This window comes from Nitrospira sp., assembly GCA_015709715.1.
Lineage (GTDB): Bacteria > Nitrospirota > Nitrospiria > Nitrospirales > Nitrospiraceae > Nitrospira_A.
The window spans coordinates 3,540,840-3,565,363 of sequence record CP054184.1 but is presented as its reverse complement, the minus strand read 5'-3'; the positions used below and the strand labels follow the sequence as shown (position 1 = coordinate 3,565,363).

General features: G+C 61.7%; 23 protein-coding genes and 2 pseudogenes. 18 read left to right on the top strand and 7 right to left on the bottom strand.

The window, feature by feature from the left end; translation table 11 throughout:
• Positions 1–35: 35 nt before the first annotated feature.
• From HRU82_17070 to HRU82_17060, 3 genes and pseudogenes are all read left to right on the top strand, one after another.
• On the top strand, positions 36–1,391 hold the full coding sequence (locus HRU82_17070) for a dicarboxylate/amino acid:cation symporter (GenBank protein QOJ36551.1): 1,356 nt from the start codon (positions 36–38) through the stop codon (positions 1,389–1,391).
• A gap of 94 nt (positions 1,392–1,485) precedes the next feature.
• Positions 1,486–2,542, top strand: a pseudogene (locus HRU82_17065) (N-6 DNA methylase).
• Between the two features lie 82 nt (positions 2,543–2,624).
• Positions 2,625–3,591, top strand: a pseudogene (locus HRU82_17060) (virulence RhuM family protein).
• A 457-nt stretch (positions 3,592–4,048) separates the two neighbouring features.
• Here HRU82_17060 and HRU82_17055 read toward each other — a convergent pair.
• On the bottom strand, positions 4,049–6,424 hold the full coding sequence (locus tag HRU82_17055) for a fatty acid cis/trans isomerase (protein ID QOJ36550.1): 2,376 nt from the start codon (positions 6,422–6,424) through the stop codon (positions 4,049–4,051).
• A gap of 242 nt (positions 6,425–6,666) precedes the next feature.
• Between HRU82_17055 and HRU82_17050 the strand changes: the two genes are divergently transcribed.
• Positions 6,667–6,861: a hypothetical protein gene (locus HRU82_17050; protein ID QOJ36549.1), complete on the top strand. Its 195-nt coding sequence runs from the start codon at positions 6,667–6,669 to the stop codon at positions 6,859–6,861.
• A gap of 92 nt (positions 6,862–6,953) precedes the next feature.
• Here HRU82_17050 and HRU82_17045 read toward each other — a convergent pair whose 3' ends face one another.
• On the bottom strand, positions 6,954–7,976 hold the full coding sequence (locus HRU82_17045) for a TIM44-like domain-containing protein (protein QOJ36548.1): 1,023 nt from the start codon (positions 7,974–7,976) through the stop codon (positions 6,954–6,956).
• A 159-nt stretch (positions 7,977–8,135) separates the two neighbouring features.
• On the opposite strand from HRU82_17045, the gene HRU82_17040 reads away from it, so the two are divergent.
• The 8 genes from HRU82_17040 (at position 8,136) to HRU82_17005 (ending at position 14,707) form a co-directional block, all read left to right on the top strand.
• Positions 8,136–8,864 carry an SIMPL domain-containing protein gene (locus HRU82_17040; GenBank protein QOJ36547.1) on the top strand — a complete coding sequence of 243 codons (729 nt, stop codon included), beginning with the start codon at positions 8,136–8,138 and terminating at the stop codon, positions 8,862–8,864.
• 80 nt (positions 8,865–8,944) lie between these two features.
• Positions 8,945–9,844 carry a caspase family protein gene (locus HRU82_17035; GenBank protein QOJ36546.1) on the top strand — a complete coding sequence of 300 codons (900 nt, stop codon included), beginning with the start codon at positions 8,945–8,947 and terminating at the stop codon, positions 9,842–9,844.
• Between the two features lie 42 nt (positions 9,845–9,886).
• Entirely contained in the window at positions 9,887–10,363 is a 477-nt protein-coding gene (locus HRU82_17030; protein ID QOJ36545.1) for a hypothetical protein, read from the top strand.
• 47 nt (positions 10,364–10,410) lie between these two features.
• The gene (locus HRU82_17025) at positions 10,411–10,710 is read left to right on the top strand and encodes a hypothetical protein (protein QOJ36544.1); all 300 of its coding nucleotides are present in this window, start codon (positions 10,411–10,413) and stop codon (positions 10,708–10,710) included.
• Positions 10,711–10,803: 93 nt separating this feature from the next.
• On the top strand, positions 10,804–11,736 hold the full coding sequence (folB, locus tag HRU82_17020; GenBank protein ID QOJ36543.1) for a dihydroneopterin aldolase: 933 nt from the start codon (positions 10,804–10,806) through the stop codon (positions 11,734–11,736).
• Positions 11,733–12,581, top strand: a complete 849-nt coding sequence (locus HRU82_17015) for a PHP domain-containing protein (GenBank protein ID QOJ36542.1) — start codon at positions 11,733–11,735, stop codon at positions 12,579–12,581. Before folB ends, HRU82_17015 begins: the two co-directional genes overlap by 4 nt.
• Before the next feature lie 106 nt (positions 12,582–12,687).
• Positions 12,688–14,055 carry a serine/threonine protein kinase gene (locus HRU82_17010; protein QOJ36541.1) on the top strand — a complete coding sequence of 456 codons (1,368 nt, stop codon included), beginning with the start codon at positions 12,688–12,690 and terminating at the stop codon, positions 14,053–14,055.
• A 7-nt stretch (positions 14,056–14,062) separates the two neighbouring features.
• On the top strand, positions 14,063–14,707 hold the full coding sequence (locus tag HRU82_17005; protein ID QOJ36540.1) for an FHA domain-containing protein: 645 nt from the start codon (positions 14,063–14,065) through the stop codon (positions 14,705–14,707).
• A 94-nt stretch (positions 14,708–14,801) separates the two neighbouring features.
• Here HRU82_17005 and HRU82_17000 read toward each other — a convergent pair whose 3' ends face one another.
• Positions 14,802–15,815, bottom strand: coding sequence for a hypothetical protein (locus HRU82_17000; GenBank protein ID QOJ36539.1), 1,014 nt, complete (start codon positions 15,813–15,815; stop codon positions 14,802–14,804).
• Positions 15,816–15,925: 110 nt separating this feature from the next.
• Entirely contained in the window at positions 15,926–16,339 is a 414-nt protein-coding gene (locus HRU82_16995) for a YjbQ family protein (GenBank protein QOJ36538.1), read from the bottom strand.
• Positions 16,340–16,540: 201 nt separating this feature from the next.
• Between HRU82_16995 and HRU82_16990 the strand changes: the two genes are divergently transcribed.
• The 6 genes from HRU82_16990 (at position 16,541) to HRU82_16965 (ending at position 22,082) form a co-directional block, all read left to right on the top strand.
• Positions 16,541–17,350 carry an SH3 domain-containing protein gene (locus HRU82_16990; protein QOJ36537.1) on the top strand — a complete coding sequence of 270 codons (810 nt, stop codon included), beginning with the start codon at positions 16,541–16,543 and terminating at the stop codon, positions 17,348–17,350.
• Positions 17,351–17,503: 153 nt separating this feature from the next.
• Positions 17,504–18,211, top strand: coding sequence for an HAD family phosphatase (locus HRU82_16985; protein QOJ36536.1), 708 nt, complete (start codon positions 17,504–17,506; stop codon positions 18,209–18,211).
• Positions 18,208–19,140: a cobalamin-binding protein gene (locus HRU82_16980; protein QOJ36535.1), complete on the top strand. Its 933-nt coding sequence runs from the start codon at positions 18,208–18,210 to the stop codon at positions 19,138–19,140. Before HRU82_16985 ends, HRU82_16980 begins: the two co-directional genes overlap by 4 nt.
• Positions 19,141–19,150: 10 nt before the next feature.
• Complete coding sequence (gene hpnD / locus HRU82_16975; GenBank protein QOJ36534.1) at positions 19,151–20,023, top strand: presqualene diphosphate synthase HpnD; 873 nt, start codon at positions 19,151–19,153, stop codon at positions 20,021–20,023.
• Positions 20,020–21,321 carry an FAD-dependent oxidoreductase gene (locus tag HRU82_16970; GenBank protein ID QOJ36533.1) on the top strand — a complete coding sequence of 434 codons (1,302 nt, stop codon included), beginning with the start codon at positions 20,020–20,022 and terminating at the stop codon, positions 21,319–21,321. Before hpnD ends, HRU82_16970 begins: the two co-directional genes overlap by 4 nt.
• 95 nt (positions 21,322–21,416) lie before the next feature.
• Positions 21,417–22,082 carry a uracil-DNA glycosylase gene (locus HRU82_16965; protein QOJ36532.1) on the top strand — a complete coding sequence of 222 codons (666 nt, stop codon included), beginning with the start codon at positions 21,417–21,419 and terminating at the stop codon, positions 22,080–22,082.
• 4 nt (positions 22,083–22,086) lie between these two features.
• On the opposite strand, the gene HRU82_16960 is transcribed toward HRU82_16965, so the two are convergent.
• The 3 genes from HRU82_16960 to HRU82_16950 are packed head-to-tail and all read right to left on the bottom strand — an operon-like array spanning position 22,087 to position 24,524.
• Complete coding sequence (locus HRU82_16960; protein ID QOJ36531.1) at positions 22,087–22,542, bottom strand: hypothetical protein; 456 nt, start codon at positions 22,540–22,542, stop codon at positions 22,087–22,089.
• 55 nt (positions 22,543–22,597) lie between these two features.
• Positions 22,598–23,146, bottom strand: coding sequence for a YbhB/YbcL family Raf kinase inhibitor-like protein (locus HRU82_16955; protein ID QOJ36530.1), 549 nt, complete (start codon positions 23,144–23,146; stop codon positions 22,598–22,600).
• Between the two features lie 19 nt (positions 23,147–23,165).
• On the bottom strand, positions 23,166–24,524 hold the full coding sequence (locus tag HRU82_16950) for a TldD/PmbA family protein (GenBank protein ID QOJ36529.1): 1,359 nt from the start codon (positions 24,522–24,524) through the stop codon (positions 23,166–23,168).

The window sequence follows — 24,524 nt, the reverse complement described above, 5'->3', positions numbered from 1 at the left end:
TCGCACCGCCCGGCAGCACCGCCGCTGACACCGACATGAAGTCGACACCCAGCCTGATCCCGCTGCCCCTCTACACGCAAGTGCTCATCGCCGTGCTCTGCGGGGGACTGCTGGGCGTGCTGTTCGGACAGGAGCCTTACCTGGGCGGCCTGCGCAACGCCCAGTTGGGCAAACTCGGCCTGTTCGTCGTCACGCTGCTCAAGACCCTGGCCATCCCGCTCATCTTCTTCGCCATCCTCGACGCCCTCATCCGCACCACCATTCCATTACGGCAGGGGGGCAAGCTGCTTGTGATCTGCCTCGTGAACGTCACCGTGGCGATGGCGATCGGACTCTTCATCATGAACACGTGGCAACCTGGGCTTTCTTGGTACGGCCACGTCGACGAACTGCTCCATTTCGTGCCCGGCACCACACCTTCGGCGTCGGTGCTGGCCAACGTGCAGGCCGGCTCGGAGAGCCCGATCGAGTATCTGGCGTCCTACATCCCCCGCACCATCACGGACCCCTTTTCGAGCAACAACATCATCGGCGTCGTCCTTCTGGCCTTGGCGCTGGGCACGACCTTGCGACTGGTGCGCAGCCGCACCAACCAAACCACGGGATTCGTCAACGCGCTGGTGCGCATTATCGAGCGGATTTATGAATGGCTCGTCTGGATTCTCGAATGGATCATCGTCGTGGTACCGCTCGCGGTGTTCGGCGTCGTGGCTCAGGTGGTGGGTAAGGCCGGCATCGGCGTCTTTTCGGTACTCTGGATCTTCCTGGTCGCCATGCTCGCGGGCCTGGCCGTCCACGCCCTCATCTATTACCCGCTCCTCGCTTGGGTAGCCGGGAAGAAGTCGCCGAAGGTCTATCTCGGCCAAGGCGCCGACGCGATCCTCACCGCCGTCTCCTGTAACAGCAGCCTGGCCACAGTGCCGGTCACGCTCCAATGTCTGCACCGCATGGAGGTGTCGCCGCAATCGTCGCGCCTCGCGGCCTGCGTCGGCACGAACCTCAACAACGACGGCATCACGCTCTATGAGGCTATGGCGGCGTTGTTCTTGGCCCAAGCGTTGGGCTTCGACCTGCCGATGGTCAAGCAAGTGCTGATCGTGCTGGCTTCCATCATCGCAGGAGCCGGCGTGGCCGGCATCCCCGAGGCCGGACTCATCGTGTTGCCGCTGGTGCTGGTCGCCGCGGGCCTCCCCGACCAGGTCATCATCGCAGCCATTCCCCTCATCATGACGGTGGACTGGATCATCGCCCGCGCCCGCTCGGGCGTGAACGTCATGAGCGACATGCTCGTCGCCATCCTGCTCGACGCCGGACACGCCGCACCGAAGGCTAAACCGGTCGACCTCCCGACGCCATCCAAAGCCCCACGCTCCCGCGAAGTCCAGGCCTAGCCCGCCGGTCTCCCCACCCGTAGAAACGCCCATTGCTTTCGCTTAAGATACGACGCGCACAGACCGAATGCCGGCCGTCGCGGAGCTGCCCGACATGTTTGAACAAGCCTTCAAAAATATCGACGACGTGCTCTGGAAAGAAGCCGGCTGCACGACGGAGCTGGACTATACCGAGCAGCCGTCGTGGCTGCTGTTTCTGACGTACCTCGACGCGCTGGAGCAGGACAAGGCGGACGAGGCCAGGCTGGAAGGCAAGCGTTACCGTTTCATCCTGGACAAGCCCTATCGCTGGGAAAGCTGGGCTGGGCTGGGCCGAAGGGCAAAGACGGCAAGCTCGATCACAATGTCGCCCTCACGGCAGCGATCTGACGGAGTTCGTCAACCTGAAGCTCTTTCCCTACCTGCACCGTTTCAAGCAGAAGGCCAGCGAGCCGAACACCATCGAGTACAAGATCGGCGAAATCTTCGGCGAGATCAAAAACAAGATCCAGAGCGGCTACAACCTGCGCGAGATCATCGACCACATCGACGAGCTGCGTTTTCGCTCACAGAAAGAAAAGCACGAACTTTCCCGTCTCTACGAAGCCAAGATCCGGAACATGGGCAACGCCGGGCGCAACGGCGGCGAGTACTACACTCCGCGCCCGCTCGTCCGCGCCATGGTGCAGATGGTCAAGCCGAAACTCGGCGAGCGAATCTACGATGGCGCCTGCGGATCGGCGGGCTTCTTGTGCGAGACCTACGACTATCTGACCGCCAAGGGCGACCTCTCGACAAAAGACCGCAAGACGCTTCAGGAAAAGACCTTCTACGGCAAAGAGAAGAAGTCGCTCGCCTATGTGATCGCAATCATGAACATGATCCTGCACGGCATCGAAGCGCCGAACATCATCCACACCAACACGCTCACGGAAAACCTCGCCGACATTCAGGAGAAGGACCGCTACGACGTGGGGCTCGCCAATCCGCCTTTCGGCGGTAAAGAGCGGAAGGAAGTGCAGCAGAACTTTCCCATCCGCACCAGCGAGACAGCCTTTCCGTTCCTGCAACACTTCATCAAGAGCCTCAAGGCAGGCGGGCGCGGCGGCGTGGTCATCAAGAATACCTTTCTCTCCAATACTGACAATGCGTCCGTTAGTCTCCGCAAATTGCAAAAGCTCACCGCGCTGGGCGAGTTGAAGAAGTCGCTGCTACACCAAGCCTTTAGCGGAGAACTGTGAACGGGATCTTCCCATGAGCGAGATCAGCATCTACGAAACCACCAGCGGTAGCATCGAAGTCCGACTTGAGCGTGACACCGTCTGGCTGTCGCAGGAACAGATGGGAACGTTGTTCGGGCGCGAACGCTCTGTTATCACCAAGCACGTCCGCAATGTCTTTACAGAGGGCGAGTTAGAGGAGGAGAGCAATGTGCAAAATATGCACATTGCTGGTTCCGATAAACCGGTGAGATTTTATAACCTCGATGTCATCATTTCGGTAGGTTATCGGGTGAAGTCCCCTCAGGGAACTCGCTTCCGCCAATGGGCCACCCGTATCCTGCGCGAGCATCTTACCCAGGGCTATACCCTCAACCGCCAGCGATTCGAGACCAATGCCCGCGAGCTGGAGGCAGCGCTGCAACTGGTGCGCAAGGCTGTGCGAAGCCCGGAGCTGCAGGCAGATATGGGGCGCGGGCTGGTCGACATCGTCACCCGCTACACGCAGACCTTTGTGCTGTTGCAACGGTACGATGAAGGGCTCCTGACTGAACCGACAACGACGCCCGGTGGAACGATCTTCACCTTGCCTGAAGCGCGCGCGGCGCTGGCAAGACTCAAGGCCGACCTGATGGCGCGAGGCGAGGCTTCAACGCTCTTTGCTCAGGAACGGGAAGAGGCCTTCGCCTCGTTACTATGTAGGGAATCTCGATCAGAGCGTGTTCGGGGAGCCGGCGTACCCGAGCGTGGAGTCCAAAGCCGCCCACCTGCTGTACTTCATTATCAAAAATCACCCTTTTGCCGACGGCAACAAGCGGAGCGGCGCGTTTCTGTTCGTGGATTTTCTGAATCGCAACGGTCGGCTTCTTGACCCGACCGGGCAACCGGTGATCAACGACATCGGGCTGGCGGCATTGGCGCTCTTGGTGGCCGAATCAAACCCATCCCACAAAGACACGGTGATCCGCCTGATCATGAACATGCTGGCTCAGGGAATCTGACATGAACGAAGCCGACACCAGAGCCGAGCATATCGATCCCGCGCTCAAGGCGGCGGGGTGGGGCGTGGTGGAAGGAAGCCGCCTGTTGTGGGGGAGTACCCATCACGCTTGGCCGCATCGAAGGCTTGGGGCGGAGGTCGAAACCGCGGATCGCCGATTATGTGCTGGTCTATCGCAACTACAAGCTCGCCGTCATTGAAGCCAAGGGCTCTATGGCATCGACTTGGAGACGGGAAAGGAAGGCGAATGGCCGAACTATCCCAGCCCAGACGAACTCTGGACGCTGACCTTCGCCAAACAGGATACCTGGCGCGATCGTTTTGCTGCGATCCCGTCCGAAGACAAGGGTGCTCGCACCCAAGCCGCCACTATCAGGACATCGCGGTAGGGCGGGTATCGGAGGCTATTGCCGCCGGCAAGCCGCGCAACAATTCCTGTACCAAGAAGCACGACCTCTCTACCGATTTTCCAACCGGTTGTAGTCCAGCAATCCGGCTCCGATCGGGTCGAGCCGCCGGTAGGTCTCCTGCACGGCGTCGCTGTGCGGCCAGAACTGCGGACTGGTGCGGCGCACGGCGTAGCGCGAGGCGAACCGGCGATAGTCATCCTCGCTGGTGAGGCCGGCCACCGCCGCGATGAAGGCCGGGAGTTCCGCTTTCCCGACGCGGTAGAACACGTTGGGATAGGCCCCCACGATTCCCCGCGCGACCGTGAGGCCGTCTTCGTCGGGCAGGCGATGGGATTCCGGATCGAAGAGCGCGGCGAGGTTCAGAAACCCGTTGTCGTGCAACAGCGTGAAGAGACGATCCTGCCGCGTATCCGGCGCCGTTCCGCCCTCGACGCTGAGCACCGCCACCTCGGGCAACCACTGCAACGCCCGCCCCTTCACCTGCGCCAACCTGCGGAGCGGACCGGCCAGTTCCGCATCCGATTCGTGGGCCACATCGTAAGCCTGATTCAGCGCCTCGCCCAACCGCTCCCGTAACAGGCCGAAGAGCTCGCGCTTGGGCTCGTTGGTCCGATACCGGATCCCGCTCTCCTTCCGCACGGAGATATCCCGGCCATAGACATAGTCCTTGACCGTCTGCGGCGCATCCCGATACCAGAAATCCCTCAACCGTTCTCGCTCCTGATGCGGCAACAACAGCAAGAAGTTGAATTCCCCCTCCATGCGCAGAAAGTCCATATACAGGCGCGTGTCGAGCTGATGACCGGCAAAACTATAGACGTCGAAACCGGCGACCAACAGGTAGTAAATCCGTTCGAACAGATCGTAGGACAACAACCAAGCCGTCTTCGGTTCGTCTCCGACCAAGCCCTGCACGACGGAACTGCTGTCGGCGTGACGGAAGACCGTGAGCGCTGCGTTCCGGTTCTCCCTCCGCCCATCCCATATGAACGACAGGTCGGACGCCTCGTCGCGGAGATTCAACCGTTCGATATACGCCTGCTTTGCCTTCAGAAACTCGTCCTGCATGCGGGAGTACTTCAGCCAGGAGATCAGGCCGAGCGGGCTCGCGCCCTCCGGAGTCGGCATATAGAGGTGCCGGCTGTTCTCCGCCAGAAACTCTTCCTTCTGATCGAGCGCCCCGCTGTCGGGGTCCACGAAAAAGATCCAGAAGCGGTCGTCGATCACATCCAAGGCGACGTGCCCGCGGCAGACCGGCCCCTTGATGAATTGCATGACGAAGACCAGCGCATCGTCGAGCAGAAATCGGTAGCGGGAACGAACGGGCAGATCACGGAAGGCCACGAAGGGATTGGAGGCCACGCCGACCTCATAGGACGGCACGGCACGCACCTCGTCCGGGGCATCGAGAAACAGTTCTCGATAGCGCTGCATCCGCAGGGGATTGAGCGCGTAGGGAATGTGCGTCTTGGCCAGCAGGCTGTCTCGCAGGGGTTGGAGCCGGTAGTAGACGCGCGACACGCCAGGATCGTCATAGGGTCGGCGCGTGGCGATGAGATCGATCGGTTGACCGGGCGCCGAACGCGAACGCACCAAACGATACCACCGCCCGTCTTGACGAGTGTCGAAATACAGATGAACCAGGTGGAGATGTTCATAGAGATATCGGCTCATCAATTGTTGCTTTGGAGTCTCGCCGTTCAGAAACGTCTCCCACTCCCCCACCTGTACGGGAAGAGCCGACGCGGTCTGATTCGCCTCTCGGTAGGGCGCCCCTTCCTCGATCCACTGCATCAAGATGCGATGTTCTTGATCATTCAGCCCAGGCAGGCCGTAGGGCATCCCCCAGAGCGGATGTTTTTCGGCAAAACGTTCGAACTGCGACTCGGTGGGGCATTGCTGTTTGGCATCCAATCCCAGATCGAAGGTGTCCGGCAACAGCGGATCTGGAGGAAGCGGGTGGGCCTGCTTGAGCAGCAGGGAACGAGCCACGACCCCTGCGCGACGCTCCTGCACCGTCGCCTGCGCCTGTTCCTGGAGGACCGGAAAGAAATCCTTTTCCCGCCAGGCCGCCACCGTATGGGCATCCTCGAACAGACGCGTCGGCTCGGCGGCCAGCAGACGCGTGCCGTCATAGACCGGTTTTTTGTTCGCGCCGCGAGCGAGTCCTTCGTAGGCGCTCAAATTGAGCTGACAGGGAGAGTCATAACAGCCGTGACAGACCACACAGCGCCGCTCGATGATCGGGTGGATGTCACGCCAATAGTCGAACGTCGCAATGCCGGCCGTACTCGGCGGCGGTGGCGCCGGCTCCCGCGAAACCACCGGCGTCGAGACAGCCGCTTGCGTACAACCGACCGACAGGCCGAGCAGGAGCGCCGCTCCCCACGTGCAGCCACGTGACATCCAATGAAATTCGATCATCGCCGGCGACGCTCCGTCATGGCAAGTCGCCGCCCACTCTATCACAGGCCCACAAGGGAGAGTCGGCTTTCTCAGCCGCTTGGGCCCGCTCACTTCGGACATGCAAACACCCGGGTGAATCCGGTAGAGTGATTCCTGGTTCACATTCAGGAGGATGCATGGTTCGATCGAGACGACCGGAGTTGGAAAAAGACAATCCTGAAGCTCCGCAGGTTTACGTGGGGCCCAGGAGAAGGCGGGCCATGCCGAGGGGAATCGAAGCGGCGTTACAGACCTTGCTGGAGGCCACAGAGAGCTTCCTCCAGCGGTTGCCCGGTGCGATGACATCGAAAGAGGACCGGAAACAGCTGCTGGAAGCGATTGCACAGACGCAACGGGTCCTCTCCCACGAACCGACCCGCACGAAACAGCGAGTCCGCCCCTCGAAGGCGCGTTAGCCCGATACAGCACGGGGGCAGCCACGTGAGTGACTGCCCCCGTCGTATCCTTCGCTCTATCGACCCTGCGGCCTGCGGCCCTATGCGATGTACTACGCCACCTGCTGAATCGCCGACAGCAACCACTTCCCGCTACCGAACCGCATGAAGGTCCAGACTTCGGTTGTGACGATCGGTTTCTGATCATTTCCCTCGATGACGTACCCAGGCTCCCCCGGCTGCTTCGTCAACGAAACAGTATAGTCACGGGCGGTCCAGGTCAGGCTCACGGTGGCATACTGCGTCGCGCCCTCGCGCCAAGACTCCCGAACTGCCGCCTCCTGAAGCACCACATCCTCCACGTGGTTGGCGACACCTTCACTCGCCTGTTCCGCCAACCCGGTGCTGAAGTACTCCAACATTTCCGGCGTCACCAGGTGCCGCAAGGCTGCGACGTCCTGGTTGCTCCAAGCCGTTTGGATGTCAAGCAAGGCCTGCTGGAAGGCCGCCTTGTCGACAGACGTGATTTCTTCTTCCTCCGCCACGCTCCCCACCCCGACTCGCGAGGATTCCACCAGCAACGACCCACTCACGGCGCTGCTTCGCGACAGGCCGGAAAAATTCGGCGCAGGCGTGCGGCGCGACCGCATGAACCACCATAATCCACCCACGCCCATCACCATGAGTAACAGCAGCATGCCGTTTCCTCCGGACGCCTGGCCGTTGTCGCCGACCACCTCACCAGCCTCGGTCGTGCGGGCACTGCTCTCAGTCGCCCCGAAAATCATATGCCCCAGCCACGTGCCCGCCAAACCGGCGGCCAGTCCGGCCAGCAACGGGTTTCGCTGAACCCACGATCCCTGCGAGGCGGGTGCGGGACGCGACGCGGGGCCTGACGCAACGGACGGGGGCGGCGCCGTCGAGGGCCGCGCCGTCGTCGACTGCTCGATCGGTTTCGCGCCATTGTCCTGATAGGTGCGCGAGCCTCGGCTGCCCATGCCACCGGAGTAACTGCCGCCGCGCGACCCGCTGGAGAAGCCTCCTCCCGATCCGCCCCGTGCCTTGGCAAAGGAGAGGGTCGGCACCCCGACCAGGGACAATGCGATGATGGCTGCCAACACTTTATGACTATTCACGTTGTCGATCCTTTCGTTCGAGGTCGAAGACCCATCACGACGCACCCCCATCCTACCAGCTCTAGAAAGAGAAAACCTAGACCGCATCGCGGCCATCGCGTGACGGTCTTGCTTCCGTACGCTCGGCTGGGCAGAATCAGGGCCGATGGAGGACACAACATGAAACTGCTGGGCCTGCTTGTGGTGATGTTATTGCTTCCACTCTCCGTACGGGCACAGAACGAAGCGATGCCTGACTTGTCGACGCTCACGGTGACCGGCAGCGGCCACCTGGCGTCGACGCCGGATACGGCCTTCGTGACGCTCGCCGTGGAAACCGCCGGCAAATCGCTGGCTGATGCCCAACGACAGAACAGCCGCGTGATGCAGAAAGTGGTGGAGCGGCTGCAGGCCTTGCAGATCCCGAAAGAGCGCATTCAAACGTCGTCGTTTACCGTCTCGCCGCACTACCGGCCCCTCTCCAAACGCCCGACGGCCCCCCCGTCCGCCGCGCCGGAAATTATCGGCTACAGCGTCAGCAACAGCGTAACCGTAGAACTCCACCACCCGGAGCAGGCGGCGGCCGTCATCGACGAATCCTTGACTGCGGGGGCAAACCGGTTCCACGGCCTGCATTGGGCGCTCCGCGACGAGCAACCGGCCAGACTCACGGCGCTGAAACAGGCTGCGGCCACGGCGCGGGAGAAGGCGGCGGCGTTGAGCGGCGCGTTGAAGGTCAAACTGCTCCGCTTGATCAGCGCGCGCGAAGACAGTCAGGTCGTACGCCCGCAGTCGCACATGGCCCGCTCGATGATGGCAATGGAGGCGTCCGCCGACGCGCCGATCTTTGCCGGTGAGGTCAAGGTGGAGGCGACTGTCACCTTGGTGTACGAAGTCGGCCCGGAGTGACCCGTTCCACCATTGACAGATGTCGTCCCAAAGACTACCGTGTCGCCGACGGAGGCCGAACATCGACCCAGGAGGACACCATGGCGCCCACTTCATCGAGCAAGCAACCGAAGGGCCTCTCCCTGCACATCGGCTTGAATGCCGTGAGCCCCGCCCACTATGAAGGCTGGAGCGGTGATCTGACGGCTTGTGAATTCGACGCCAAGGACATGGCGGCCGTCGCCAAGTCGCGCGGCATGAAACCCACCATCCTGCTGACGAAGAAGGGAACCCGCACCGCTGTGCTGGCTGCGATGAAAAAAGCCGCCAAGCAACTCAAGAAGGGCGACTTCTTTTTCCTGACCTATTCAGGCCACGGCGGGCAAGTGCCCGATGTCACCGGCGAAGAACCCGACAAGAAAGATGAAACCTGGTGTCTGTACGACGGCCAATTGATCGACGACGAGTTGTACTTCGAGTTGAGCCGCTTCGCCGTCGGCGTTCGTATCCTGATCCTATCCGATAGCTGCCACAGCGGCACCGTGGCCCGTGCCGCCGAGCCGCGCCCGACCGCTCCGAACGCCCGCTCGAAAATGATGCCGCTGGCCGTCGGCCTCCGCACCTATCGCGAACACCAGGCCTTTTACGACAAGCTTCAGCGGGACGTGGCCAACGCGGCTGGAAAGGCCTCCATCGCGGACCCCGACAGCGCACTGGCCCAAGTGGCCGTCAGCCCTCGGCTCACCGCCATCGTGAAGAAATTCAATCCAGGTGTCATTCTCATCTCCGGCTGCCAGGACAACCAAACCTCCTTGGACGGTGAGCACAACGGCGCCTTTACCGAACAATTGTTGCGGGTCTGGAACCAGGGGGCCTTCCGCGGAAATTACGCCAAGTTCCATGCTGCAATCAAAGCGGGGTTGCCAGCCAGCCAGACGCCCAACCTCTTTACGCTGGGTGCTGTGGCACGATTTCTACGGCAAGAACCGTTCAGTGTATAACCTATGGCATCGAGATGTTGCCTCCTGCTAGGGGGCCTCTTCTTGTTAGGGTCCGCCGCCGGCCTTGAAGCGGCGGACTTGAAGGGCGCATGGGGAGGGGTCCTGACCGGCGCAGACGGGAGCCAGACTGAGATTCAGATCGACTTCAGTCCAGGCGGGTATCCCCTCTACTCCTACACGAATAACCGGGGCATCCCCCGCCAGGTGGAACTTAGCCAGGTCGGCCAGACCGTGGAGGATGTACCTCCTGGTGGAGGCGTGCAGCGCCTGGTGGTGCAGCGCGTGGAGAAGACGGACGACGGCCTGACCGTCGGCATCGTCGGCTCGTTTGAACGGGCGAGCCAAGGTTACCTGGATCAACAAGAAGAAACGGCCCTCTTCGAGTATCGCCTCGTCCCCGGAGGACTGCACCTCCGCGTGACCACCATCCAGACCTCTCACCTCGGTGATAAGGACCTCATCGTCGGCGGCCAGCCGCAAGCCGGCGTGGCCGAGGGCCTCCTGCATCCCCTGCCCTAAACTCGTTCTTCTCTAGGTGGAGCGACTCGCCTGCCTTACAATCCCCGATGATGACATCCTGTTCGCGATCGTCCTTCTCCTCCACCCCACGCGCTCACATCGAGCGGCCTCGTGCGGCTCGCCCCTGTCATGCGAAGCCGACGCCCTTTGACGTGCGCCCTTCGGTGATCGAAGAGCTGTTGCTCTTCACGCTGAGCCTGAACGCCCTGGCGCTGATCGAATGGTGGCGGTTGCTGTTCGCCGACCCGCCGAACCTCGGTATCCTGATTACTTTGAGCGCGGCGGCAGGCGGGATGAGCCTCTACAGCTGGCGTACCTGCCGGTCCTTTCTCCGGAACCTGATGTAGCGACCACGGCTTTGAGGCCGGGCCTCCCCGCAACGTTCCTCCTGTGCCTCGCGTTGCTTGACAGTCTGAAAGTCCTTCCAGGACAATGCCGCCATGCCGGAACGTATCGTCATCGAGCGGCTGGAGTTTTACGGCCATTGCGGCGTCACGGACGAAGAGCGCCGCAAACCGCAGTTGATCGCCATTGACCTCGAACTCGAGGCTGCAGTGGACAGCGCGGCTCTTTCGGACCGCCTCGAAGACACGGTCGATTACGCCCGCGTGGCGGACAGATTAGTCGCTCTCGGAAGGTCGCTCCACTGTCGGCTGCTGGAACATTTCGCGGAACGGGCCATCGGCCTGCTGTTCGATGAATTTCCCGTCGACCGGGTGCGGATCTGGATTCGCAAGCTGCACGCCCCGCTGGCCATGATCGCTGGCTCGGTCGGTGTGCGCTTCGAGCGACGTCGCGCCGCCCATCGAGCCCACAGTCTGGAACCCCAGCCCTCGCCGTTCTTACTCCAACAACTCGAACGGATTCCCAAGGGCTCGGTGCTCGACCTGGCTGCAGGACGTGGTCGCCATGCGCTGTACTTGCTGTCGCAAGGAAGACAGGTCACGGCCATCGATCGCGACGCGGATGCGCTGGCTTCGCTGGAAGCCGTCGCGAAAGCTCGGCACCTGTCGGGACTCACGACGCAGGTCTTGGATCTGGAACAGGATCCGCCCCCGAATCTCGGCCAGGCGCAATATGACGCCGTGCTCGTGTGCTTTTATTTGCACCGTCCGCTGTTTCCGTTGTTGATGGAAGCCTTGAAACCGAACGGCGTGTTACTCTACGAGACATTTACGATCGACAACTACTTCCGCCGCCGACACCCCCGTCGCTGGGAGTTCTGTCTGGCGCAGAATGAACTGCTGCGCCTGACGTCTCCTCTGCGCCTGTTGCATTACGATGAGGGAGATCATGACGGAGGACACGGCGAGGAGCCATCCTATACCGCGCGACTTGTCGCGCAGAAAGCGGGGCCGGAAACCCAACCATGAGTCGCATCGACCTGCACCTCCACACGACCCATTCCGACGGCAGTTTCTCAACCCGCGAGGTGATGACCTTTGCGAAACAGGCCGGCGTTTCCGCCCTTGCCATCACCGACCACGACATCGTCGACGGCATTCCGGAGGCCATCGCTGCCGGACAGGAATTGAGCATCGAGGTCGTGCCCGGAGTTGAGATCAGCTCGCGTTTCCAAGGCAGCGAGCTGCACATCCTGGGCTACTTCATCAACTGGCGCGACACCGTCCTGAACGAGCGCATGGCCCGGTTACGCGCCGGCCGCCATGAACGAAATCCCCGCATCGTGCAACGTTTGAATGAGTTGGGCATCGACATCACCTACGACGAGGTGCGCGCGCTCGCCGGCACGGAATCCGTCGGCCGTCCTCACATCGCCCGAGTCTTGATGGAGAAAAAGATCGTCAGCTCCGCGAAGGAAGCCTTCGATCGGTATCTCGCCAATGGGCGACCGGCCTATGTCGACCGTGAGTTGCCGGAGCCGGAGGAGGCCGTGCAGTGGATTCGAGAAGCGGGCGGGATCCCGGTCCTAGCCCACCCGACATGGGTGCGAACCTCTGCCGAAGGCCTTCGGACCCTGCTCGGCCAACTGAAGGCCCAGGGGTTGGGCGGGATTGAAGTCCATTACAGCACCCACACGCCGAGCCAGACCACAGAGTATCTGGAACTCGCCAAGCTGCACGATCTTCTCGTCACGGGAGGGAGCGATTTCCATGGCCTGACCAAACCCGACATCGAAGTCGGAATCGGGCGAGGCGGCTTGAAGGTCCCCGAGAAACTACTTGAGCCGCTGCGCCAGGCAGCATCCGCCGCCTAAGGTCTGCCGGTCATAAACCCCGCACGATTCCTGCGCCAATCCCCCGTTTCGTTGACAGTGCTCGGCCTTCCGTTACACTGGGGGCAGCCGCACAAGATTCCACCACATGACAACTTCCTGGGGCTGGCTCGGCTCATCTTTCATCGTCATCGCACTGGCGGCCTTCACCGGCAGCTTCCTGGCGGCAGTCCCTCCGTTCAACCACACCTTTGTGCCTCCGCTAGGCATGAGCGCCGGACAAGCCGTCCGCTTGCTCGCCGACGGCATCTGTCTGCTGATGATTTGGAGACTCGCAACACGAGCCAAAGGCGCATTACATGACAGCAGCAAGGGCAGCCCATTCATGCGTGCCATTGTGCTCCCGGCCGCGCTCCTGCTCATCGTCATAGGAACTCAGCAAGCCTATGAGGCCCACTGGGTTCCCGTCCTTGGCTCGCCGCGGCTGCCGCTCTACCATTGGATCATGGCGAGTCTTCTGATCGGCTCGGCAATGTGGCTGACCGTGGCCGGAGCGCGCCACGCCGGAGCATTGAGGCGAACCCTCGTACGGACCCCACGCAAGCGAGACGGCCATGCCACAGCACGACAAACGAGCCCGTCGGGCACGGCGCTGGCCACGTCGTCCCCACCGCAGGACGAGGGCGTACCAACCACCTTAGGTCGTTATCAGATCGTGCGGGAACTGGGTCGGGGCTCCATGGGGGTGGTCTATCTGGGGAAGGATCCGAGATTGCAGCGGCTGGTCGCCATGAAAACCCTGCGGTTCCGGGATTTCGACGAGGCCGAAGCGGCACAGCAGTCTCGCGAGCGTTTCTTTCGCGAAGCTGGAATTACCGGACGCCTGTCACACCCCCACATCATCACAATTTACGATGCCGACGAGCAGAACGGTCTCGGCTACATCGCGATGGAATACTTGGAAGGGACGCTCTTGAGCTACCATTGCCGGAAGCCCACGCTCCTACCGGCCGTCCAGGTCTTGCAGATCATGGCGGACGTGGCCGACGCCCTCGATTATGCCCACGGCTGGGATGTCGTGCATCGCGACATCAAACCCGACAACATCATGCTTGCGAAACCGCAGCTGGTGAAGGTCATGGACTTCGGTATCGCCAAGACGCCCGGCAACCCGGCCACGCACGCACCCATGATGCTGGGAACTCCGCGCTACATGTCGCCCGAACAGGTCGCCGGTCAGGAGGTGGATCACCGATCCGACATTTTTTCCCTGGGCGTCATCCTGTTCGAACTCCTCACCGGAGAAAAGCCGTTCGAGGCGGACCACATGGCCGCGCTTGTCGCGCGCATCACGAAGGCCGCTCATCCTCCGCTGCTCAAATACCGTCGCGACCTGCCGCCGCGCGCGCAGTCCATCGTGGATCGAGCCCTGCAGAAGGATACGCAGAATCGTTACCGTCACGCCGGCGACATGGCCGCCGACCTTCGGGAAGTCGCCAAAGCGTTGGCGCGTTAGGAGACCCGTGTTGAGTTCCCTGCCTCATCACCGTCAACCGTTCCCGCTGCTGCTCGTCAAGGGACCGCAGCGTGCCACACGGGAAGTGGGGATCTCCCGCACGCCCTTCACCATTGGGCGGAAGCCGGACAACGACCTCTGTCTGGACGATACCGCAGTGTCCGGATGCCATGCCCGTATCGTCCAAGTGCAGAACGTTTTGATTCTCGAAGACCTCGACAGTGCCAACGGCATCAGCGTGAATGAACAGAAGGTCGACCGGCGCCACCTGCAAGATGCCGACAGTATCCGCATCGGCACCCACCGTTTGATCTTCCTTGACGACCGCACGGACGGAACGGAGGAGACGGCGAGCCGTGATATGTCGACCATCGCTCAACCACCGTTCACAGAGGGATTCGCCAGAGGCGAGCAGGCACCCGCTTCGCCTGCAGGTGTCATTGAAATTTTATCGGGGAGGACCGCGCAGCCGCACTATCGTTTGACGCAGCCGAAATCTCTTATCGGCGCTCAGGATGACGCGGTGATTCTTGACCGGCTGGTTCGCACCGAAAGCCGCCGCGACCATCAGCAGACGATCCGACGGATATCTGGTAAGTCCCACGGAAAGCGGACGGCGCATCCTGCTCAACGGACGGCTCGTCCCGCATGAGCATCCGTTGAGCCATGGAGACGTGCTGGAAGTGGCCGGAGTCACCATGCGCTTCCTCCTGCCGTCGCCCACGAAAGACCGCCTCTACGACTAGCTAGTTGTCCGGCGTCTCGACGATGTGGTTTTCGAAGCGTGTGCAGCCTTCGGCCAGCAAGCGGTTCGTCAACATTTCGCCCGGCCATTCGATCGGCAGATCCGCGGTGAACACCCACACATCGGGCGATGTCCAGACCGGGCCGTGGTCCTCTGGCAATTCCGGGTCGAAGAGATCGGTCCAGACTGGCATGTACACACCGTTGCCGCATTGAGTATGCAAATGGACGATGGTGCGGGCTCGCACCATAGGATCGAGATCTCGCCACACGGCGGCGGTCTCGTCGGCCAGCCGATGGAGGCGCACCGCGTTCTGCGCGTCGAACAGGGCGTAGGACGCATACACCGGCACTTCCAAGGTGTCCGGCGCCAACGCCAACTCGGCACATTGCTCGACCAGCCCTTCCAGCAACGCCCGACGTTCCGGCTCCTCCAAGGAATCGGGCAACCCGGGATCCGGCATGCCGATCAACTCAAAGAAGAGGAACGCGGTGTTTTCCACCGGCGGATACAGACGCGAGGCGATGGCGGGCGTCCGCTGCGAATCGGCAATATTCGCCAGGTGCTCGTTGAGCATTTGCAGCGTCAACCCTTCGAGCGTGGCGTCGGTCAGCAACCGTGGCTCGACCCGCACCACCGCGCCGGCAGGGATTTGCAGGTGACGATGCAGCAATTCGGCCGTCACCATGGGGTCGATCTTCAATCGAAGGGGCTGCCCCAAGTTTGCCTGCAGCGGTAACTCCAACGCCGCCATCACGGCATAGCTCCCCTTCTCATCCGAGGAACTGTCCATGATCACGCTGCAGGATGCCTCGGCCACGAGATCGAACATCCATTCCGCCATCTCTTCATCGAGCGCCGCCAGCACGGTCAGGAGATCTTGCTCACGCCCCTGTTCGATGAACGCCTGGAGCGTGTCGATGGCGGCCTCGGTATCGCCATGATCATGGCGCCGGGCGTTGATCAGGTGGATCAAATCGCGAGTCAGAGGATCGGGTCTCGACCAACTTAGCATGACCGACCTCCCGCGTTATGGTAAACCTGCCGCGCACGCTCTCGCTTCATCGTGTCGTCCATGTTGCCAAACTTTCCAAGACGTGGCAAGCGCGAAGGCAGTCCCGACTGCTATTCGCCGATGATCTTGACCAGGACGCGCTTGCGTCGTCGACCGTCGAACTCGCCGTAAAAAATTTGTTCCCACGGCCCGAAATCCAGTTTCCCGCCCGTGATCGCCACCACCACCTCCCGCCCCATGAGCTGGCGTTTGATGTGTGCGTCGCCGTTGTCCTCGCCGGTCTCGTTATGCCGGTACGAGGCCTCGTGCGGGGCGAGCCGTTCGAGAAACGCATCGTAATCCCGGAGCAACCCGGATTCATCGTCGTTGATATAGACGCTCGCCGTGATATGCATGGCATTGACCAACACCAGCCCTTCGCGCACGCCGCTCTTCCGCACGGCGGCCTCCACCTGCTCTGTGATGTTGAGATACGCGCGCCTGGTGTTCGTCTCGAACCAGAGTTCTTCGCGATACGATTTCATAGGACCCCGTGCGATAGATGAGCAGGGATTCTGCAACGCGCATGTTCGAAGTTGCAAGTCCTCGCATGTCAGGATGTCGATGCAGCCGTGGTCACCCACACCCTGGTTTCCGGAACAAAATTGACAGGTTCGAAGGGCAGTGGTAAGTACCTAATCATCAATGCGAAAGTCCGTGGCATGGTGGCGAGAAGGAGGTTCACGATGGTGTCTTCCGCAGCGGCTCCCGCAAGCAGCAGTGCGTGGCTAAACTGGCAGCTCCTGTTCGCGACTCAGCCGGACCCGGACCTGGAATTCACGGAGGACGATCTCGGGGAGACACCGCCTGCTCCGGCGCCACCGGAGCCGGAACCCAAACCGTCCGGAAAGCGCCCGCTCCTTTGGATCTTACTCTTCCTTCTGGTCGGAGGCATCGGGTACGTGGCCATGGACCCAGACGGAGCCATGCACCTGCTGGAGCCCTATCTGGGAAGCAGCGCCCCACCGCCTCAGCCCGTCGCCCACACCCCGCCACCCAAAGCGCCCGCCCCCACGCCGCCCCCGGCACCAGCACCGGCCGCACAGACTCAAGCGGCTGCATCTGCCCCTTCGTCCGGGGTCGACACACCGACGCCTCCTCAGGCCGTCACGCCTCCGGCACCCGCGCTGCCGTCCTCAGCAGCACCGCCGACACTCACACCCGTTGCGCCTCCTCCGGCTGCTACCACCACTCCCGTCGCCCCTGCGTCCTCCAAGCCGGTGGTCAAACCTACCGCCCCGATCACGCATATCGCCGGCCCGCGGTTCTCGGAAGGACAACGGGTACTGGTAGCGGCGGACACCTCACGCCCGAAGGCTTTGATCCCGCTGTTCTATGATTCGATCGGCAGCAAGACAAGTGTCACCGTTCAGCCCAACACCACCGTGACGGTGCTGGACGGCGAATATCACAAAAAGGGCTGGATCTATGCCGTACGGACTCAGGATGGACGAAAGGGATGGTTGCCTGAGCGCAGTTTAAAACCGAAACGCTGACGATCGAGTCCATCTCCCTCCATCCGACGGCCCGTTCCCCACCGGAGCGGGCCGTCGGCTTTTTTTCCCCCGCATTCCCTTGTTATAATGCGGCGCCCCTTCCCTGACCTGCGGGCATCTATCCACGTCGCACCACCGGCAAGAACAGGATGCATGAGCGAGCTACGAGCGATCATCTTTGATTTCGACGGCGTCATTGCCGACACTGAACCGCTGCACTTTTCCGCTCTCCGTCAGGTCTTGGCCGATATCGGCATCACCCTGACCGAGACCGAGTATTATGCCGACTATCTCGGATTCGACGACCGAGGCTGTTTCCTGGCCGCTCTGCGCGCCAACGACCGTGACGTGACGTCCGCCCTATTGGCCGACCTGATGGACCGGAAGGCGCAGGCCTATCTGAAGGCCGTGCAGAACCACCTGACGATCTTCCCGGGAGTCCGCGAGCTGATCCGCGAGACGGCCGACCACTATCCATTGGCAATTGCCTCCGGTGCCCTTCGCCATGAAATCGAATTGATTTTGGAGGAAGCCGGTTTTCGAAAGGCCTTTCACCACATCACCAGCGCCGAGGATGTTGTCAGGGGCAAACCCGCCCCGGATCCGTTCCTGCATGCCATGGAAGGCCTGAATCGCCGAACCGCGTCTCCGGCACTCACGCCGGAGGACTGCCTGGCCATCGAAGATTCCCTTCCCGGAATCCGGGCGGCACGCGCCGCAGGCATGAAGGTCTTGGCGGTCGCCAACACCCACACCGTCCAGGATCTCGGTGAGGCCGATGCCATCACCCATTCACTCGCAGACACGAGGCTCTCGGAACTTCAGTCGCGTCTCTGGGGCCCGCTTCAAGGACGTGGATGAAAATTTGCTCACTCGTACCGGGAGCGACCGAAGTGGTCGCGGCGCTGGGCCTCCAGCAGAATCTCGTCGGCATCAGTCATGAGTGCGACTATCCACCGAGCCTGGGAACCATTCCCGTGATCGTTCGGCCTCGCATCGACAGCCATTCGTTGTCGAGCGCCCACATCGACGAGCAGGTTCGCGCCCACGTATCCAGCACTGGGACGCTGTATGAATTGAACGAGCAGCAACTGCTTGCCGCACGGCCTGATCTGATCATCACCCAGAATCTGTGCGACGTCTGCGCCGTAACCCCATCACAACTGAGCCGTGTGACCAGCGCTCTCGTCCCGCCCCCTGGCGTCCTCACGCTCCATCCCTCCAGGCTTGCGGACATTGTGCAAGACGTGGTCACGATCGGCCGGGCACTGCACGAGGAAGGGGGCGGCATTCAACTGGCCACGGTCCTGCGTCGACGACTTGAAGCAGTCCGTGCCGCCATTCCACCGGACAGAACCCGGCCGAAGGTCGCTTGCCTGGAATGGTTAGACCCATTATATGCCGCCGGTCACTGGGTGCCGGATATGGTGGAAGCCGCCGGCGGCCTCGACGTGCTGGCCACCGCCGGCACGCCATCGCAACGCATCGGTTGGGACAGACTGCAGGCCTCATCTCCCGATGTGCTCGTACTCATGCCCTGCGGCTTTACCATAGAGCGGACCAAAACCGAACTCCGCCTCCTCACGGACCGGCCGGAGTGGAACAGGCTGCCGGCAGTGCAGCGAGGGCAGGTCTACTTGGCCGATGCCCAAGCGTACTTCAGCCGCCCCGGCCCGCGACTGGTCGCCGGAGTGGAACAGTTGGCCGCCATCCTCCATCCCGACCGGTTCGGCCTTGAGTTGCCCCTCAGCATTGAACGACTCCCCATCGCGGCCCCCGTACCGCAGTAAAGACCTAACGATGACGCCAGCACAAGCCCAAGCCTACTGCACCAACCTCACGAAAAAGAGCGGGAGTAATTTCTACTATTCGTTTCTGTTTCTACCCAAGGCTCGCCGTGAAGCCATGTACACGGTCTACGCCTTTTGCAAAGCGGTAGACAGCGCCGTCGACGAGCCCCCCCCGGGCAGTCATCCGCAGGAAGAGCTCGCGCGCTGGCGGCGGGAACTGGACGCGGCCTACCAGGGCACGCCGTCGTTGCCGGTCACCATCAGCCTGGCCCACCACGCTCGCTCCTTGGGGATACCACGAGTCTATTTCGAAGAACTCATCAAGGGCGTCGAGATGGACCTTTCGACCAAACGGTATGAGACCTTCGAGGCGCTCTCGCTCTATTGCTACCGCGTGGCTTCAGTCGTGGGACTGATCTGTCTCCATGTCTTTGGCACGACCTCGCCCCGGGCCCAGGACTATGCCGTCAATCTGGGGATGGCTTTTCAATTGACCAACATTCTGCGAGACCTCGGCGGTGACGCCGAATGCGGCCGTGTGTACTTGCCGCAGGAGGACCTCGCACGCTTCAAGTATCGGGAGGAAGACTTGCTGCAGCGGCGATACGCACCGGAGTTTACGGAGCTAATGAAATTTGAAGTCGGCCGAGCCAAAGACTTCTACGCCAAAGCCGCAAGGGCTCTGTCGTCACTTCCAGCCTCCGAACGACGGGCCTTGACCGTGGCGGAAATCATGCGCGGCGTCTACAGCCGAATCCTGCGCCGCATCGAGGAATCCAACTACCAGGTCTTGGGCGACCGTATCCGCCTCTCGCCCAGTCATCGGCTGGCCGTGGCCGCCGGCGTCTGGTTGCAGTCTCGCCTTCCATCGTCCACTTCATGAACCGCTCGGTCTTGATCCTCGGCGGAGGCATCGCCGGACTGACCGCAGCGTTCCGACTCGCCGCCGCCGGGCTCGCCGTCACCATCATCGAAGAGAGCGCGCACCTCGGCGGAGGCCTGTCCCAAACCTCCTCGCCTCTCCTGTTGGACGCCCACCACGCCACGTGGTCGCTTCTCGACCAGCTCGGCAAGGGTTCGCTCCTTCGCCGCCTTCGGCACACACCCCTTGAATTTCTGCAGGCAAACGGGGCTCGAACTCAGTTCCTGCACCTCCCCTTGCCCTCTCCACTCAACACCTTGATCGGCACCACGCTCTATCAAGGCCTCTCGATGCGAGACCGATGGCACCTCCTTTCGTTCTTGGAGCGCACGTGGGAACGGGATCCGCCGCTGCCGGGCGGTCTGGACAGGCGGGCGGCCGATGAGTGGCTGGCGAGCATCGGCCAGTCCGAGAGCGCCCGGCAGGGGCTGTGGAACAGCCTCGCCCGCTTACTCCTGGGCGCCGCCCTCTCTCAGGCTTCCGCCGACCTCTTCATGCGCACGCTACGCCGCTGCTTCTTGACCGGCGCACGGGCGACCAAGCTTGTTCTCCCGCCTGTCCGCCTTGCCTCTCTCCTGGTGACCCCCCTCGCCGCACGGTTGGAGGAAATGGGGGTTCGGGTTCTGGTAAACAGCCCCACCGCGCAAATATCCTTCGAACGGGATCGTGTCGTGGGAGTCAAACTGGCAGACTGGAGCACGGTCAGCGCTGACTGCTATATCAGCGCCTTGCCACGTTCTAAATTGACGCCGCTTCTCCCGGAACGCATCGTGACCCACTACGCCTACTTCCAACAGTTGGGACGGTTGCTGGAGGTCCCGCTGGCCCTCGTGCGTTTACACCTGGCCCAAACGATCGAGCAAACACAGCTGGTCCTGATGGAACGTCGGAGCTTCCATTGGATAACTCGGCACGCGGACAACGAGCGGCAAGAAGACTCGTCCGTTGTGTGGGCAACCGCGATCGATGAACCGAGTCTGCTCGCCCTGCCGAAGGAAGACCTGGTGCGCTTGGCCCTTCGTGACGCGGTATCGGCATTTTCCTGGCCCTCAGCCCCTCCCCTGCTCGAGACGGAGGTGTTTCAGATTCCTCAAGCCCAACTCGCCCCCCGGCCGGGAGCGCAGCAATGCCGCCCGCTCGCCCAAAGCCCATTCGCCAATTTCTTCGTCGCCGGAGACTGGACCGATACCGGTTGGCCAGCCAATCTGGAATCGGCCGTCTTGAGCGGCCAACGGGCAGCCGATGCTGCCTTGACGTAAGAGCGACTGCCAATACGGCGAGCGCCCAGGTACTCCGCGTTGACAAGAGAGGGACCGATGCCTAAGATGCGGCTCTCAATTCGAAGGAAATGCGGATGTCATCTACTCCGACCACCTTACAAGCCCTCGCCGAATCGCTTGAGAATTGCCAGCGATGCCCCCTCGCCAAACTGGGTCGCAGCCGAGTGGTGTTCGGCGTGGGCAACCCGCAGGCCTCGGTGATGTTCGTGGGAGAAGCGCCGGGGTACCATGAGGACCAGAAGGGGGAACCCTTCGTCGGCGCGGCAGGACAACTCCTCAACGACCTGTTGAAGTCGGCCGGGCTGTCCCGTTCGGATATCTACATTGCCAACGTGATCAAGTGCCGCCCGCCGAACAACCGGGACCCGGAACCGATCGAAGTCGAAACCTGCAAGCCGTTTCTCCTCCAACAGATCGCCTTGATCCGCCCCACCTTAGTCTGCTCGCTGGGAAACTGGGCCACCCAGACCTTGCTGGAACGGAAGGTGGGAATTACGCGAGTACACGGGCAGGCCTTTCACTTGAAGGAGTTCGTGTTGTTTCCGCTCCTGCATCCGGCGGCGGCCCTGCACCAAGGAACGCTGCTGACGCCCTTGCGGGAAGATTTCCAGAAGTTGAAGGAGTTTCTCGACCGACATCGTCGGCCGAGAGAGGAAAGCGGGACTCCCACCGAAGTCTCCAAGTTGCACATCGAACCGCCGACACCGTCCGCTCAACAAATGGACTTGTTCGGCCCATAACCCGCTACGCTCGAGCAGGATTGCTGTCGGATTCGGCCACAGAGGGGGCAGCTTCCGTTCCTTCGTCCGAAGCACCCTCTTCCTCGGGCACCTCAAACCAAGCTACCAGCATCTCCTCCCACCAAGCTTCATCGATCTCAGGACCGGGATCCACACCGAGAAACGCAACGTCTTCGGCAGACAGATTAGGGCCGACTGCCTGGGGCTGGAACTTCGCCCGATCGATGACTTCCTTCGTCGCATAACCGCCGAGGATCCAGGAGTCCGGATCGGCCCGGCGCGACTTATACGCCTTCAACCCCAATTTCAGGTACATGAAGATCTGCTGCTGGCGCTCATCCGCCACGCCGCTTTGAGGCAGGCTCAGCGTCTTCTCGATTTTTTTTCTCCAATGCCGATCGTCATAGCGAGAGGTGATCAACTGGAGCATCGTCTTGCCCAATGCCGTATCAAGCGCCATGGTCTTGTGTTCCTTTATGAAGAAATCGCAACGAGATCGTCACGCGTCGACGTGCTCAGCGGCCATAGGTCGCCGTAAGCGAGGCCTTCGCCAGTGCGTTCTGATTGAGGAAATATCCCACCATCGCACCGGAGGCTTCCGGCTTGAGGGGCAACTGGTCCACCTTCAACGCGTACACCGTGAAGATATACCGATGGGGTTTGTCGCCCGGCGGCGGGCAGGGGCCGCCATACCCCGGTTGTCCGAAATCGGTCATGCTCTGGATGCTCCCCGCAGGCACCCCGGTACCGTCTCCCTTGCCGGCGCCTGGCGGGAGGGACGTGACGTCCGCCGGAATGTTGAACAGCACCCAATGCCACCACCCGCTTCCAGTCGGCGCATCGGGATCGTACACCGTCACGGCATAACTCTTGGTCTCCTTCGGCGCGTGCTCCCACCGCAGTTCCGGGGAGATATTCTGACCGCTACACCCGAATCCATTGAACACATGCTCGTTCCCAATTGCGCCTTGCTCCTTCACCGAAACACTGGTCACTTGAAACCCGCCTCCAAAACTCGCAAGCGGACACATCACGAGTAGCAGCGCGACCCACAGATATCGCATTCCCTTGCCTCCTTGACTCTCAACTCCCCGCAATCGTCATCTCGGCCAGCTTGACAGTGGGACACGCCACGCGCCCGCGAAACACCAGGTCCGTGCCGATCATTTCGATGTTGGCATACATCTGTTTGAGATTCCCGGCAATGGTGATCTCTTCCACGGGATAGGCCAATTCCCCATTTTCGATCCAGAAGCCGCTCGCCCCGCGCGAATAGTCCCCGGTCACCATGTTGACCCCGAACCCGATGAGGTCGGTCACATACAGACCGCGCTTCACGGAGGCGATGATGTTTTCCGGTTTTGTCATACCAGGCACCATATAGAAATTGGTCGGCCCGACTGACGGACTTTCTCCGATACTACGGGAGGCATTACCGGTGGAAGGCAACCCGAGTTTTTTCCCCGAATAGGTATCCAACAGATAACTCTTCAAGCGCCCCCGCTCGACCACGGCCTGCTTCCTGGTGGGCAAGCCTTCACCATCGAACGGGCGGGTGCCCAAACCGCCAGGCATCCGACCATCGTCGTAGATGGTGACGAAATCCGGTGCGATCTGCCGGCCCAGCTGTCCGATCAAGAAGGAGGCGCCCTTATAGAGCGCATAACCCGAGAGGGCTCCGCAGAGATGACTGAGCAGCCCACCCGCCACTTCTGATTCGAAGATCACCGGCACGGAGCATGTGGGCACCCGCCGAGCCCCCAACTTTCTGACGGTCCGACGCGTGGCCTCGCGGCCGATCCTCTCCGGGCTCTCTAACTTGGCGAACGATCGATCCACCCCGTACCAATAGTCCCGTTGCATGCCGGCGCCATCCGAAGCGATCGGCGACACGGAGAGCGAAAAGCTGCTGTTGGCATACTGTCCGAGGAATCCATGACTGTTGGCCAGGATGACACGGCCTGAGGACGAATCACACTCGGCGCCTTCCGAGTTCGTTACTCGCGAATCGGCGTCGAATGCGGCCCGTTCGGCGCGCAGCGCCAACTCGATCTGCTGATCGGTCTGTAGCTTCGTGGGGTCATAGATCGTCAGGTCCGGCGAGTCCGCTGCATACTGTCCCGGGTCCGGCAAGCCCGACACCGGATCCTCCACCACGGCCTGGGCCAAGGCACAGGTTTCACCGACGAACCGGTCGAGGGAGTCATGGGAAAAGTCGGAGGTCGACGCGCTAGCCGAGCGCTGCCCGAAGAACACCCGCAGCCCCAGCCGCTTCTCTCGCGCCTTGGTCAAGCGATCGACGGCCCCCATGCGCACCTGCACGGATAGGGTTTCCCCGTCCGCCACCATCACATCCGCCGCCGTGGCGCCGTGTTTCACCGCCCGGCCAAGAAGATCTTGCGCAATCGTCGTATAGTCCTGTTCGCCGATCCGTTGGGTCAT